The organism is Ruegeria sp., from assembly GCF_965199275.1.
Classification (GTDB): Bacteria; Pseudomonadota; Alphaproteobacteria; order Rhodobacterales; family Rhodobacteraceae; genus Ruegeria.
Genome location: NZ_CBDAQX010000024.1, coordinates 1 through 13,307 on the forward strand (window position 1 = coordinate 1; position 13,307 = coordinate 13,307).

A 13,307-nucleotide genomic window follows, 5' to 3' on the forward strand; every position below is an offset into this window, starting at 1 on the left:
GACACATCCTGCCCGGAGCGCGGGCGATGAGCGGGGCGCGGATCGAGATCGCGCTGGAAGGCAGCGCGCTGCGCGCCACGCTGGGCACTCTGGCCGGACGGCTTGGAGAGCCTGCCGAGCGCGCCGATCTCCATGACGCAATCGGGGCGCTGCTGGCCGACGGGGTGCAGCGGCGCTTCATTGCCGCGCAAGACCCCGACGGCACCCCCTGGGTCGAAAGCGAACGGGCAAAAGCCGGGGCGCGCGGCGGCAGGACACTGACCGATACCGGGCGTTTGCAGCACTCGATCACCTGGTCGGTTGAGGCCGATGGCGTGCTGGTGGGCACCAATGTGGAATACGCCGCCATTCACCAGTTCGGCGGCGAGATCGAACAGAGCGCGCGGACCCAGGTTCTGGCCTTCGATGGGCAGGGGCGGTTTGCCGCGCGCAAGAGCACGCGCCGGCGCAAGACGGGCAGTGTGCCCATTGCGATCGCGCAGATCGGCGGGGCCATCGTGGAGCGGCTTTCCGAGGTGGGCGGGCTTGAGGGTGTCGAGATCTGCGAGAGCCTGCGCGGAGTGCCGCAGATGAAGGGCAAACCCGTGATCGCGGTGCTGACCTTGCGCGAAAGCGGCGCCGATCCGGTGAACCGGCAGAGCGCTGCCGCCCGGATCATCACCCGCCTGGCCGTGGTTGTGGCCATCCCGCTGCGCAACGATCCCGGAGGATCAAGGGCCAGATTGCAGCTGACACCGATCCTGGAGACGATCCGCACACATCTTGCGGCGTTTCGCCCGCCCGGCGCCAAAGAGCCGCTCATCTGGCGCGAGGGACGCCTGGCGGAACTGACCCCGTCGCGCGCGGTCTGGGAGGAGGGGTTTGATCTGCTCTGGTGGGTGAAGACCTGAACAGCACATGGAAGGAAAGACGCGATGCGCGAGGAGCACCATAAAAACCAGATCGTGGTGGGGGCCGGCTGGCTCTACCTGATCGAGCCGGAAGGCGGTGAGCGGTACCTGGGCGAACTGCCCTCCTGTTCCGTCACCGTGACAAGCGAGTATATCACCGTGGAAAGCAGCAACGGGCCTGTGCGCCGCCGCCTGGTGCACAAGCCCCGCAGCGTGACGCGGCGGATGGATATCGAACTGGAGGATATGAGCGCAAAAAACCTCGCGCTCTTCATCCTCGGCGAAACCGGCCGTGATGCGCAATCCGCGCAGGTGGTGGAAGGCGAGCTGCTCTCCGCCTTGCGCGAAGATGTCTGGTACCAGCTGGGCGTGAGCCGCGCGCGCCCCGAAGGGGTCTCGGCCATCGCCGCCACCCCGGCGGTGACGGTCAGGAAAGGCGCGAGCGGCAACACCGCCCTGGACGCGGCGCATTACAGGATCGATCATGGCAGGGCCCGGATCCTCTTCACCGATCTCGAGCCCATCAGCGGCGCCTCCAAGGCGGTGCGCGTGAGCTACACCCCGGTGGCACAGACCCTGGCCCGCGCGACCTCCTCGGAGGCACAGCTGCGCGAGTTCGGCCTGCGCTATATCGAGGATGCGGTGGAGGGCGTGGGCAAGCGCCTTTTTGCGCCGCGCTGCACGGTGTCGCCCAACGGGCAGATGGCCCTGAAAAACCCGACCCAGGCGCAGCGCATCCCGCTGCAGGTGGAAATTCTCGAACCAGATGCGGGCGCGGCGCTGGTGATCTACGGACCGGAGGGCTGATCCGATGCGCAAAACCCGCAAACATACCGCAGAGACAGATCCCGGGACAGCGGAACCCGGGACCCCCGATCCGCGCCAGTGTGAGGCGGCGGTTCTGCTCCCGGACATGGATCTGATGCTGCAGGACCCCGAAACCGGCGCGGAGGTGAGCGTAACCGTGCGCGAGTTCCGCTTTATGGACGGGCTGAACGTGCAGGCCCGCGCGCGGGGGCTCATCGAGGACCTGGCCGCGCTTCTGGGGGAGCCCGAGGGCATGACGCCGGCGCGGGTGGCGGAAGTTCTGGGCACACATGCCGATCTCTGGGCGGATATCTGTGCGATCTCGACGGGTCGCGAGACGGGCTGGATCGCGGCGCTGCGCGAGCCCTGGGCGGGGATGCTCACGATGGCGGTCTGGCAGGTCAACACCGATTTTTTTACCGCGCGTCTTCTGGGCCAGCACCTGGGCCGGGAGACGATGAGCGCATATTGGGCCTCGCTGAGCTCCTCAGCCTTCTTGCCAGCGCAGGACATGGACGCCCCGACGAGCTGATGGCGACCCTCACCTGGCGGCAGATGGTGCTTTACGGGCGCGCCGCCGAGCGGCAGCGGATGCGCGGGCTTGAGAGGATGATGGCGGCGGCGCTCATGGGCGGGGGCGGAGGAGAGAGCGGAGGAGAGAGCGGAGGAGGGGGCGGAGATGGCGGGTAACACGCTTGAGCTGGCCCTGCGCATCACGGCGGATACAAAAGCGGCCGCGACGCAGGTGCAACGGCTGGGCGGGGTGATCAAACGCTCAAGCCGGGAGGTGGCGCGCGCCAATGCGGTCGCTGCGCAATCGGCGGGTGAGGCGGCGCGCGCCGCGCATGAACTGGAACGCGCCCAGGCAGAAGTTGGACGCGAACACTCCGACGCCGCGCGCACAGCGCTGGAGGACGCGCGCGCAAAGGACCGGCTGGCCCGCGCCGCCCTGCGCACAGCCCGCGCGAATGTTCAGGCCGCAGGTGCCACGCTCGCGGCGGCGCGCGCCGCGGCCCGTGCGGCGGGCGCGATGGACATGCAGGCCGCATCTGCCAGCCGCGCGGCCAATGCCAACCGCGCGCTTGCGGGCGCAGGCCGCTCCAGCCGCGCGGCGATACAGAACCTGGCTTTCCAGGTACAGGATTTCGCGGTGCAGACCGCCGCCGGGACAGCCGCCAGCGTGGCGCTGGCGCAGAACCTGCCGCAGCTTTTGGGCGGCTTTGGCGCCCTGGGGGCGGTTCTGGGGGCCGTGGTCGCGGTGGGCCTGCCGCTGGCGGGAGCGCTTTTTGACCTGGGCGAAGAGGCGGGTGAGGCGGGTGAGGCCTCCGAGCGGCTGGCGGAGGCCGCCGAGCGGCTGCGGTCCCTGCGCGCCCTGGCGCGCGACGTCGAGGCGCTGGCGGAAAGATACGGGGCCGCCGCCGACCAGGCGCGCGGATTGATTGCCGCCCAGGAGGCACTGGCGCGGCGCGATGCGGCGCGGGCCGTTGCGGAGGTGATCGGAGAGCTGGAGGATGCGGCTGGCCCGGCCTCTCTTGCGGCCACGCGCCGGACACGAGCCGATGAAGAGGCGCTGCTGGCAGATCTGGCCGCCCGGGCCCGGGCGGCGTTTTCCGGCCCGCTTGAGGACCTGGTTAGCCAGGTCACCGAGACACGGGAAGCGGCGCAGGCGGAACTGGCGCAGATCTTTGAGGGGCCCGAGCTCGACGCGGCGGCGCAGCGCTTCGGCGTCACGGTGGAGGCGTTGCTGGAGGAGATTGCCCTTCAGGCGCAACCGGAGGCGTTTGCGCGGGCCTCGCGCGACATTGACGATCTGGGCGCGCGGGCGCGCGCGGCACAGACAGAGCTGGCCCGGGCCTTCGGTCTCACCGAAGAGGCCGCCGCCCGGGTGATCGAGGCCTTCCGGGGCTTGCGGGCGGGTGAGGGGGAAGAGGCGCGGCGCGCAGGGCAGCCTTTGAGGCGCTGCGCGCAGCGCTCGTCACCACGGGGGCGACAGTGCGGAGCCAGAGCGAGACCCAGCGCGCCGCCCTTGAGGCCTTTATCCGCAAGGTGCTGGAGGCCGAGGACCAGGTGCTCGCGCTGGCCGGTGCCGGCGCGCAGATCGCGCCGGGGCTGGAAAGCGGGGTTCTCGTGGCCGACCGCCTGGCCGAGCGGTTGCGGCAGGCGGCAAGCGAGATGGAGCGCTTTGGCAGATCGGCCGATGCGCGCCTGGACGAGGCCAGGCTGCGATTGCAGCATCGCGGCGATCCGGCGGCGCTGGCGCGCGCGCTCAGCCTGCAAAGATCTGACCGCGAGATCGCGCCTGTTGAACAGGGCTATGTGGCAGGTGGCCTCACGGCCGAGGAAGCGCGGGCGCGCACAAGGGGTTTGCGCGAGACGGCGGAGGCTGCGGCGGAGGCGGCAGCCGAGACCGCCCGGCTCGGGGCGCAGTTGCGTGCGGCAGGCAGCGCCGAGCGCGCGGGGTCTCGCGCGGCCGCCCGCGCGGCGGCAAGACTGCGCCGCGAGATGGAAAAGGCGCGGCAAGAGGCGCGCAAGCTGGAAACCGCGCTGGCGCGGACGCTGGGCACTTATGCGCGCGATGCCATCGAGAGCCGCGACGAGGTGGCGCAGGCCTGGGGTGCGGGGTTTAAGGGGCTGGAAGACGCCCTCACCCGCTTTGTCACCACCGGCAAGGCGTCTTTTGGCGATCTGGCCAATTCCATCATCGCCGATCTGGCGCGGATCGCCATTCGCCAGAATATCACCGGGCCGCTGGCCGATGCCCTGGGCGGGGTGTTCGGGTCAGGTGCAGCCCCCCGCAGCTCCCCGCGCCCCCGCGCGCGCCCGTTTCATGACGGCGGTGTCCCGAAAGTGGAGCGTAATCCTGCCCCGGTCGCTTTTGCCCCTGCACTCAAGCCGGGCGAGGTCCATACCGTGCTGATGGAAGGCGAGGCGGTGCTGACCTCGGCGCAATCGCGGGCCCTGCTGGCGGGGCGCGCGGACAGCCCCGATCAGGCCCGGGCCCAGGCGATCCTGCGCGAGGCGGCGCGCTATCATGCCGGCGGCGTGGCCGGTGTGCCGGGCGTGCCGGGGCTGCGCGGCCACGATATCCCCAGCCTGCGCCTGCCGGGGCGCAGCGGTTCAGAGGCATCAGGGGCCGGGCCGGGACCGCGCGTTGATATCTCGATCGACAATCGCGGCACCGCGCAGCGGGCGGTGGAGGCGCACGCCAGTTTCAGCCCCGATCGCTGGGTGATCGGCCTCGTCGTCGAGGACATCCTCACAAACGGCCCCATCGGCCAGGCCGTCCGCACCACCACCGGGGAGAGCCCCTACTGATGTCCGCCCCCCTCTCTCCCACAAGGCCCGCATGGCCCGCTTATGCACGGATCGACCCGGCCCGGCAGATCCTGCCCGTCACCGTGGTCGAGCGCACCGGGTTCGACGATGGCGCGATACGCCAGGTGCGCCGCTTTACCGCCACCCCCGCCCGCCGCCGGATCCGCGCCTGGCTCCTGGGCAGCCGGGAGGCAGGTATCACGCGCAGCCCCGATGAAGACCTCATCCGGTTCCGCGCCTGGGCCGGGGCCAATGCCCATCGCCCGTTTCGCTTTCCCGACGAGACCGGGGCGCGGGTCATGATGCGCGTGGTGGGCGGGGATGGCGGCATCAGCTACCGCGCGCATGTCTCGCCCGCCGGGCGGCGCAGCTGGGAACTTGAGATGGAGCTGGAAACCACATGAGCAAAGCCGAAAACGCCGCGCGCGCCCGCGCGCGCATTGCCGCAAGCCCGAAAGACAGCCAGTTGGCGGCGCTGGAAATCGCGCACCCGGAGCTTTCCGCCCGGGTGCGCATCATCAATGACGGCCAGAGCCGCGACCGGGTGGTCGGGGGGCGCAAATATATCGCCCTGGGCTTTGAGGCCCGCATCGCCACGGACGCACCCGACCGGGTGCCGGCGGCGGAACTGGCGATTGACAATGTGGGCCGCGAGCTCACCGCCTGGATCGATGGGGCGCGCGCCACCGCCAGCGGCATCCATGGCATCACCGTGCGGGTCATGATCGTCACCGCGCGCGCGGATACCCCCGTTGCCACCCCCGATTATGACGTCACCATGGATGTGCTGCAGATCACCGCCACCAGCCGCAAGGTGACCGCCCGGCTGGGCTTTGATCCGCTCCTGGGCCGCGCGGGTGTAACCCTGCGCCACGATCCCGCCACCTCTCCCGGCCTGTTCTGATGGGGCTGTTCTGATGGAAGCTCAGCTGATGGAGACGCACTGGACAGAGCGCTGGATCGGGCATCGGGCGGAAGATTGCGCCGCGCTGGTCTCGCATGTGCTGCGCGTCGAGTTCGGGTCCGACATCGCCCTGCCCGCCGCGCCGGGCGGCATCCGCGCCAATGACGCGGCCATCCGGGACGCGCTCATGTGTGAAGCCGGGCGCAAAACCGGATGCACAACCGGGCGCGCAACCGAAGGCGGGATCGCCCGGCGCCTGGGTGCGCGCGAGAGGGCGTGCGACGGGGACGGGGTGCTGATGCGCGCGCGCGGACGCCGCGCGGGGCTGGGCCATCACATCGGGCTTTATGCCGACATGACCGAGCCGGCCTGCCTGCACTGGCAACCGGGGCTGGGCACGGTGCTGCACCGGTTGCGCATATTGCCCGCGCGCGGGCTTGTGGTGGTCGGGCTCTATCGCTGGGAGACAGGATCATGACCTCAAAAACACCCTCAAAAACACCCTCGCAAACGCCCTTCAAACCCCCTGTGACGGCCTCTCAGGTCGGCTTTGCAAGCGCCGATCTGTGGCCGCACCCGCTGACCGCGCAGGCCCGGGTGCCGGAGATCATCCTGCCCCTGCCCGCGCGCACCCCTGACGCCCCACCTGAACCCTTGAGCGTGGCCCAGGCGCTGGATCTCGCCTGGCCCGCGCGGGGGTCCCTGCCGGTAAACGTAAGCCTTGACGGGATCGCCCTGCCGCCCGGGGCCTGGGCGCACACGGCCCTGCGCCCCGGCCAGCGCCTCACATTGCGCGCAGCCCTTCAGGGCGATGATTCCAACCCGCTTGCGGCCATCCTGACCATCGCCACCATCGCCATCGGCGGCTGGGCCGCCTCCGCCATCGCCTCAAGCGGCGCGCTCGGTTTTGGGGCCGGCAGCCTGGGGGCACAGGTTGCCGGCGCCCTGGCCGGGGCCGCCATCTCCACCGCCGGCGGGCTGATCATCAACGCGCTGGTGCCCGTGCGCGACGCGGACGGGCTGGACCAGGACGCGCCCGCCCGCCGCGATTATTCGCTGAGCGGCGGTACCAACCGGGCCCGGCCCTACGCGCCGCTCCTGCTCACCTTCGGACGCCACCGCGTCTTTCCCGATCTCGGCGCAAAACCCTGGACCGAGTTCGAGGATGACGCGCAGTTCCTCAATCTCAGCCTCACATTCGGCCTGGGCAACCTGCATCTGGAGCGCGCCGACCTGCGCATCGGCAACCAGCCGCTGTCGGACTTTCCAGGCGCACAGGCGCAGATCCTGCGCGGGCCCGATCCCACATGGCCTGCCAATGTCGACACCATCCAGGGCGCAGAGCTCGAAGGCCGCCGCCTGATCTCGCGCCGTACAAGCCCCGGCACCAACCGCTTCGATCTCGACATCACCGGGCAGCTCTTCGGTCTGCGCAAACGCTCCGGCAAACCCTACGCTCTCTCCCGCGAGATCGTGATCAGCTATCGCAGGGTGGGCGTGCGCGAGGGCTGGACCCGCCGCCGCGTCACGCTGCGCGCAAATGGCGACAGCCCCCGCGACGGGCTGCGCCGCACCATCCGCATCCACCCCGGGGCGACCGCGCAGTGGGAGGTCCGCGTGCGCCGCCGCACCGCGCCCTCGGGCGCGGATAACGAGATCGACGCGCTGGCCTGGGCCGCGCTGCGCTCCTTCCAGCCCGATACCGCCGACTATAGCGGCCAGACCCGGCTGCGGCTGCGCCTGCCCGCCTCGGCCCAGGCCTCCGGCCAATTGCCCGCCATCCACGCCATCACCCGGCATCTACTGCCCCGCTCGGTCTCGCGCCGCGCCAAACCCCGCGCCACCTCCAACCCGGCCTGGATCCTGCTCGCCTTCCTGCGCGGCGGCTTTCTCTCGGGCCGCCTTGCCTGGGGGCTGGGACTGGCTGACCGGCGCATCGACCTGCCCTCCTTCACCGCCTGGGCCGCCTGGTGCGAGAGGCAGAACCTCACCTGCAATCTCAGCCTCGACCGCCCCGTTCCCTCGGCCCGGATCATCCGCACCATCTGCCAATGCGGGCGGGCCAGCCCCACATGGGCCAGCGGCAAGCTGGGCGTGGTGTGGGACGACCCCGCAACCCCCGCCACCGCGCTCATCACCCCCGGCAATATCATAGCGGGCAGCCTCGAGATCACCTGGTCCGGCGAAAAACCCGCCGATGAGATCGCCGTGCGCTATCTCGACCCGGACGCCGACTGGCAATTCCAGACCCTGCGCCGCACCATGCCGGGCGTCACCACGCCCAAACGCACCGCAACCCTCACGCTGCCGGGCGTCACCACGCCCGCCCAGGCCGCCACCGAAGCCAATCTGCAGGCCGCCCGCCAGCTCTATCACCGCCGCCGTCTCACATGGGAGATGGCCGCCGAAGGGCTCTCCATCGCCCGGGGCGACGTGGTGCGCCTCACCCATTCCCTCATCGATGGCGGCCAGACCGGACGGCTCGTCACGGTCCTGCCGGCTGACGCCGCCAGAAACCTTCCCGAACGCTGGGACCTGGGCCAGAGCTTCGAGATCGCGCAAGACGAGAGCTGGTATGCGATGCTGCGCCTGGGCGATGGTCGCCTCATCACCCGCGCGATCACCGCCGACGGAGCCCTGGTGCGCCCCGCCAGCGCCCTGCCCGATGACTGGCAGCACGAAGAGACGGAGGTGTCGGATGTGCTCTGGCGCGTCTATCCCGGTGACGCCCCGCCCGCGCCCCTGCGCATCGTGGGCTTTGAACCGGTCTCGGCCACGCGCATCCGGCTCGAGGCCATCGACGAGGTGGCCGCCTATCACAACGCCGCCACCGCCGATCTCAGCGCGCCCCTGCCGCTGCCCGCTCCCCAAAGCCCGGCCGTGCTCGATGCCGCGATCACCGATCGGGCGCGCGCCGACGGAACCACCGAAGTGACCCTGCGGCTCACCACATCCGGCCCCTGGCAGGGCGCGACCATCCGCGCCCGCGACAGCCATGGCTGGCGCGTCGTGGCAGACGACCGGCAGGCCGTCACCACATATATCTTCTCAACCGATGATGCCTCCGGCCGCGAGATCGACATCGAGATCACCCCCGGCTCCCGCGCCGCCCCCCTCGGGCCCGTCTTCACCACCACCCATACCCTCATCGGCGACAAAACCGTCCCCATCGCCGCCCCCGAAGGCTTCGGGGTCGAGATGCTGGGCGATGGCGCCCGCCGCTTTACCGCCACCCCGCCCCCTGACGGGCGCGTCGCCGGCTACGCCCTGCGCTACGGGCCCGCGCGCGCTGCGGCCACATGGGAGGCGCTCACCCCGCTCCTGCATGGCCGGATCACCGCCCTGCCGCTCGAGACACGCCTGCCACCCGCCGGGCGCTGGCGCTTTGCGCTCGCCGCCCTGAACAGGGATGGCGTGCCCGGAGAGGCCGCCTTCACCGGCCCCGTCGATCTGGCGGATGCGGTCAAACTGCCCGTCACCCAATATGCGTTCCGCGCCAGCGCCACGCAGAACGCGCCACCCGCCCGCCCGGGGCCTGGCGGCAGCGACAGCGATACCCATCTGCCCGCAGGATGGCAGCGCATACCGGTCAGCCTCACATCCAAGGCCCCCTTCCAGTGGATCACCGAACGCAAGGGCCGCACCGGCGGCGGGCCCTGGACCCGCTGGAGCAGCCCCACGCTCTGGTCCTCCCTGGGAGCGCAGGGCCGGCCCGGACAGGACGGACAGGACGGGCAGGATGGACAGGACGGCGCCAGCGTCGAGCGGCTCTTCACCCGCACCGCCCATGCCACCGCGCCACCGCCGCCGGGGCTGACCGGCTCAGGCACGCAAGAGGCCCCCCATGTCCTGACCACCCCGCTCGGCATCCGGGCGCTCGATATCTTCCCCCTCCTATGATGATTGTCAAGCAGGGCATTGATTTTGTTTGATTTTAAATTCGGCAAAATCGTCGAAGACCCAGCCGTTCTTGAGCGTGTCATAGATGATCTTGAGCAGCTTGCGGGCCGTGGCTATGATCGCCTTGCCCGCGCCACGGCGTTCCTTGATGCGCCGATAATAACTGTTGAGATATCCCGAATAGCGGATCGCGATGAGCGTACATTGCACCAGCGTGGTGCGCATGAGCTTGTTGCCGCGCTTCGTGATCCGCCCGTGATGTTCGGTTTCGTTTGAGTTGCTCACCTTGGGCACGATGCCGACATAGGCGGCCAGCTTGTCCGCGTCGGAGAAGTCTTCAACCCTGCCGATCCCCGCCAGCAGGACCGCGGCAGATCGCGCACCGATCCCCTTGATGCTGGTGAGCCCCTCAAAGCCTTTCATGGCCGAGGCGGCCTCCTCGATGGCCTTGTCGAGACGGCTCAGGGTTTCGGTCAGGCCGAGCGCCTGGTCCCGCAATGCCGCCAGTTCGACCTGCTCAAGCGGTGTGAAGCGGCTGAGATCCAGGTCGCGCAGGCGCTTCTTGCTGGACAACCCTTCCTTCTTCAGCTTCATGCCGTGGCGGACAAACATCGCGTGGATGCCGTTCAGCAGCATGGTGCGCTGTTTGACCAGCATGTCACGCGTCCGGGTCAGCGAGGCCAGTTCGCTTTCCTGAGTGGACTTGAGCCGGGTTTCCGGCAGCATGTCCTTCGACAGGAAAAACGCCAGGGCGCGGGCATCGTTGCGATCGGTTTTCTTCACCGATGTGCGGATCACTTTAAACTGGCGCGGGTTGACCACAACGATCCGGCCGACACAGGGTTCCACCTCACCGCAGAACCAGGCCGTGTTGCCGGTGGCCTCGACCGCCAGTTCGTCATCCGCATCAAGGCTCTGACAGAACTGCTCAAGCGCCTGCGCGGACAGTTGAAAGGTTTGGAATGTTTCCGATCCGTCCGTCTCACGCCGACAGATCGTGAAGGAATTCGTATGAAGATCGACACCTATGTAAGCCATGGCTATACTCCCTGCTCAAGGAGGCGGAGCCCCCAATGGGGCGTGAACGGCCAAACCAAGCTCCTATGCAGGATCACCGGCCAAAACCGGGCCCTATGGGGGCTGTTCGGAAACAGGCGAAAGCTAAGCTCCTCAACAGGGTCACAATGCCCTAAGACACAATTCAGCCTGAGACCTATCCGCCTCCCCGAATCCTCTAACAGATTCAGGGCGTTTGGCCGATCACAAATCATTCATACCCCCTCCTCAAGGGCCTCGACCCGCCGGGCCCGGCCTGGACCGCCACATGGTTCCGCTTCACCGCACCCCGGGGACGCGCCGGCACCTGGCGCATCACCATGGACGGCGCCCCCGACCAGGGCACCGACTGGGCCATCTTCAGCGCCAAGGGCAATGCCGCGCGCCGCGGGGCAGATGATCATCTCGACATCACGCTGAGGGCCGGCGAGCGCTTCACCTTCCGGCTGCTTTTCTACAATCTGCGCTCCCGCGACACCGTCACCGCCATGACCCTCAGCCTCACCCCGCCCGCGCAAACGGGTGAGGCGGCAACAGGGGCGGCAACAGATCCGGCCCAGATGCCCGGCTACACGCCCCCGCCCTGGTCCGCCACGCCCCTGGGTGTCACCGTGGAGCAGCCATATGAATGGATCAGCGAGCGGCGCGGGCGCGCGGGGCTCTGGGGGGCGTTTTCGCGCCCCGCGCTCCTGGGCAGATATGCACGCGACGGCATCCCGGGGGCCGCCGGTCAGCCGGGACGCGACGGCACCGACGGGGACCCGGGCCAGGACGGGCAGCCGGGACGCGACGGGCAGGATGGGCGTGACGGGCAGGATGGCGCTGGGGTCGAGATGATCTTCCGGCGCACCGCCACCCGCCGGGCGCCCGCAAGACCGCAGACAACGCCCGCGCAGTCCAGGGCAAATGATCATGTGCCCCCCGGCTGGTCCGATGATCCCGTCGGGATCACGCGCGACGCGCCCTATCTCTGGGCCAGTCGCCGCACCGGCTCTTCGGGCAACTGGGGCGCGTTTTCGCCACCCGAGCTTTGGGCCCGCTATGCACGCGACGGCGCCCCGGGGCGACCGGGCAGGAAGGGCGATACCGGCGATACCGGCCGGCAGGGGCGACCGGGCCTTGATGGTCCGGGTGTCGAGTTCATCTTTCGCGCCACCAGCACCCCGATCCGCCCCGCCACCCCGCGCACAACAGCCACCCAGCGGCGCCTCGACGATCATGTGCCCGAGGGCTGGGTTGATGATGCCCCTGACGTCAGCGCCGCCAGACCCTATCTCTGGGCCAGCCAGCGCAAAGGCTCCTCCGGCAACTGGGGGGCGTTTTCCCGACCGGTGCAATGGACCAGATATGCACGCGACGGCGCCCCGGGGCGGCCGGGCAGGAAGGGCGATACCGGCGATACCGGCCGGCAGGGGCGACCGGGCAGGAAAGGCGATACCGGCGGCAAGGGAGACAGGGGGGACAAGGGAGACCCCGGCCGCAACGGGCGTGACGGGCGCAACGGCATCAACGGGCGTGATGGCAGCAATGGCGCGCGCGGGGCGGGCAGCTATGCCCGGCGCGTCAGCGCGCGCGGCTGGGTGAACAGCATCGCCGATCGCGCAACCCCCGGCGCCAATGTCACCGGCGATGTGGTCACCCTCACCGACAGCGCCGGAGGCTGGGCCGAAACCCGCGCCTGGACCGGCACCGCATGGCTCCCCGTCACCCATGTCATCAACGGCAATACCGTCATCCCCGGCACGCTGCTGGCCGAGGCCCTCGCCGCCGGCCAGATCGACGGCACCCATCTGCGCGCCGACACCGCGCTCATCACCGGCGGCGTCCAGATCGGCCCCGGCCTCATCACCCTCACCCATCTCGATGACAGCCTCATCGGCGATGTGGCCCGGGGCGCGCGCTGGCGATTGGACGCGTCGGGCAGGGCGCGCACAAGAAAAAACCAGCGCTTCTCCACGCGCCGCAGTGATGGCGGCTCCGATATCGTGGTGCGCAGGGACAGTGCCGACGAGATCATCCGCTACGCGGTCGAGGTCTCGGGCGGCGGGTTCACCCCGCCTTCCTCGTCCTATTGGTACGAACATAGCCGCAACAGCGAGGGTTCAGAATCGGCCGTGGGCACAAGATACAACAGCGCAACCTTCAACGTCCGGCTCGAGGTCCGGCTCGACAATGTCGTCATCCGGACCCTCAGCATCAGCGTCACCACCGGCGCCGCAGGCCGTGCCGTTCTCAGCGGGGTGCTGCCCGCCCGGCTCACCCCGGTCGGCCGGCAGAAAAGGCTCACCCTGCGCGCAACAGGAACCGTACGCACCGGGGGCGCGAGCGTCGCGGGTATCAGAGGCGGCAGCACACGGGTCGCATGGAGTGCTGCCGCATATCTCACCCTCACCGCACGAGAAACCCGCCCCTTCGCCTGATCCCGTCGCCTGACC

11 protein-coding genes are annotated in these 13,307 nt (G+C 69.6%); 9 read left to right on the plus strand and 2 right to left on the minus strand.

The features are described 5' to 3' along the window. From ACOERD_RS24835 to ACOERD_RS24845, 3 genes are all read left to right on the plus strand, one after another. A partial coding sequence (locus ACOERD_RS24835) for a phage virion morphogenesis protein (RefSeq protein ID WP_419740841.1) occupies positions 1 to 890 on the plus strand: 890 nt, incomplete at its 5' end. Positions 891 to 914: 24 nt separating this feature from the next. Further along, entirely contained in the window at positions 915 to 1,697 is a 783-nt protein-coding gene (locus ACOERD_RS24840) for a hypothetical protein (protein ID WP_419737938.1), read from the plus strand. Positions 1,698 to 1,701: 4 nt separating this feature from the next. Further along, positions 1,702 to 2,229, plus strand: coding sequence for a DUF6631 family protein (locus ACOERD_RS24845; RefSeq protein WP_419737939.1), 528 nt, complete (start codon positions 1,702 to 1,704; stop codon positions 2,227 to 2,229). A 243-nt stretch (positions 2,230 to 2,472) separates the two neighbouring features. On the opposite strand, the gene ACOERD_RS24850 is transcribed toward ACOERD_RS24845, so the two are convergent. Further along, on the minus strand, positions 2,473 to 3,468 hold the full coding sequence (locus ACOERD_RS24850) for a hypothetical protein (RefSeq protein ID WP_419740842.1): 996 nt from the start codon (positions 3,466 to 3,468) through the stop codon (positions 2,473 to 2,475). Between the two features lie 221 nt (positions 3,469 to 3,689). On the opposite strand from ACOERD_RS24850, the gene ACOERD_RS24855 reads away from it, so the two are divergent. The 5 genes from ACOERD_RS24855 to ACOERD_RS24875 are packed head-to-tail and all read left to right on the plus strand — an operon-like array spanning position 3,690 to position 9,816. Next, a complete protein-coding gene (locus ACOERD_RS24855) occupies positions 3,690 to 5,012 on the plus strand; it encodes a phage tail tape measure C-terminal domain-containing protein (RefSeq protein ID WP_419740843.1) in 1,323 nt (440 codons plus the stop codon). Next, a complete protein-coding gene (locus ACOERD_RS24860) occupies positions 5,012 to 5,416 on the plus strand; it encodes a hypothetical protein (RefSeq protein WP_419740844.1) in 405 nt (134 codons plus the stop codon). Before ACOERD_RS24855 ends, ACOERD_RS24860 begins: the two co-directional genes overlap by 1 nt. Then, entirely contained in the window at positions 5,413 to 5,916 is a 504-nt protein-coding gene (locus ACOERD_RS24865) for a DUF1833 family protein (protein ID WP_419740845.1), read from the plus strand. The genes ACOERD_RS24860 and ACOERD_RS24865 overlap by 4 nt, the downstream gene beginning before the upstream one ends. Positions 5,917 to 5,929: 13 nt before the next feature. Further along, positions 5,930 to 6,394, plus strand: coding sequence for a hypothetical protein (locus tag ACOERD_RS24870; protein ID WP_419740846.1), 465 nt, complete (start codon positions 5,930 to 5,932; stop codon positions 6,392 to 6,394). Then, positions 6,391 to 9,816, plus strand: a complete 3,426-nt coding sequence (locus tag ACOERD_RS24875) for a host specificity factor TipJ family phage tail protein (protein WP_419740847.1) — start codon at positions 6,391 to 6,393, stop codon at positions 9,814 to 9,816. Before ACOERD_RS24870 ends, ACOERD_RS24875 begins: the two co-directional genes overlap by 4 nt. Positions 9,817 to 9,822: 6 nt before the next feature. Here ACOERD_RS24875 and ACOERD_RS24880 read toward each other — a convergent pair whose 3' ends face one another. Further along, entirely contained in the window at positions 9,823 to 10,854 is a 1,032-nt protein-coding gene (locus ACOERD_RS24880) for an IS110 family transposase (protein WP_419740848.1), read from the minus strand. 338 nt (positions 10,855 to 11,192) lie between these two features. Between ACOERD_RS24880 and ACOERD_RS24885 the strand changes: the two genes are divergently transcribed. Then, complete coding sequence (locus ACOERD_RS24885) at positions 11,193 to 13,292, plus strand: hypothetical protein (RefSeq protein ID WP_419740849.1); 2,100 nt, start codon at positions 11,193 to 11,195, stop codon at positions 13,290 to 13,292. The last annotated feature ends 15 nt before the right edge of the window (positions 13,293 to 13,307 follow it).

What these genes read in the sequence shown, in the direction of transcription:
- ACOERD_RS24840 (WP_419737938.1), top strand. Translation starts at nt 915, where the DNA reads ATGCGCGAGGAGCACCATAAAAACCAGATCGTGGTGGGGGCCGGCTGG.
- ACOERD_RS24845 (WP_419737939.1), top strand. Translation starts at nt 1,702, where the DNA reads ATGCGCAAAACCCGCAAACATACCGCAGAGACAGATCCCGGGACAGCG.
- ACOERD_RS24860 (WP_419740844.1), top strand. Translation starts at nt 5,012, where the DNA reads ATGTCCGCCCCCCTCTCTCCCACAAGGCCCGCATGGCCCGCTTATGCA.
- ACOERD_RS24865 (WP_419740845.1), top strand. Translation starts at nt 5,413, where the DNA reads ATGAGCAAAGCCGAAAACGCCGCGCGCGCCCGCGCGCGCATTGCCGCA.
- ACOERD_RS24870 (WP_419740846.1), top strand. Translation starts at nt 5,930, where the DNA reads ATGGAAGCTCAGCTGATGGAGACGCACTGGACAGAGCGCTGGATCGGG.
- ACOERD_RS24875 (WP_419740847.1), top strand. Translation starts at nt 6,391, where the DNA reads ATGACCTCAAAAACACCCTCAAAAACACCCTCGCAAACGCCCTTCAAA.
- ACOERD_RS24880 (WP_419740848.1), bottom strand. Translation starts at nt 10,854, where the DNA reads ATGGCTTACATAGGTGTCGATCTTCATACGAATTCCTTCACGATCTGT.
- ACOERD_RS24885 (WP_419740849.1), top strand. Translation starts at nt 11,193, where the DNA reads ATGGACGGCGCCCCCGACCAGGGCACCGACTGGGCCATCTTCAGCGCC.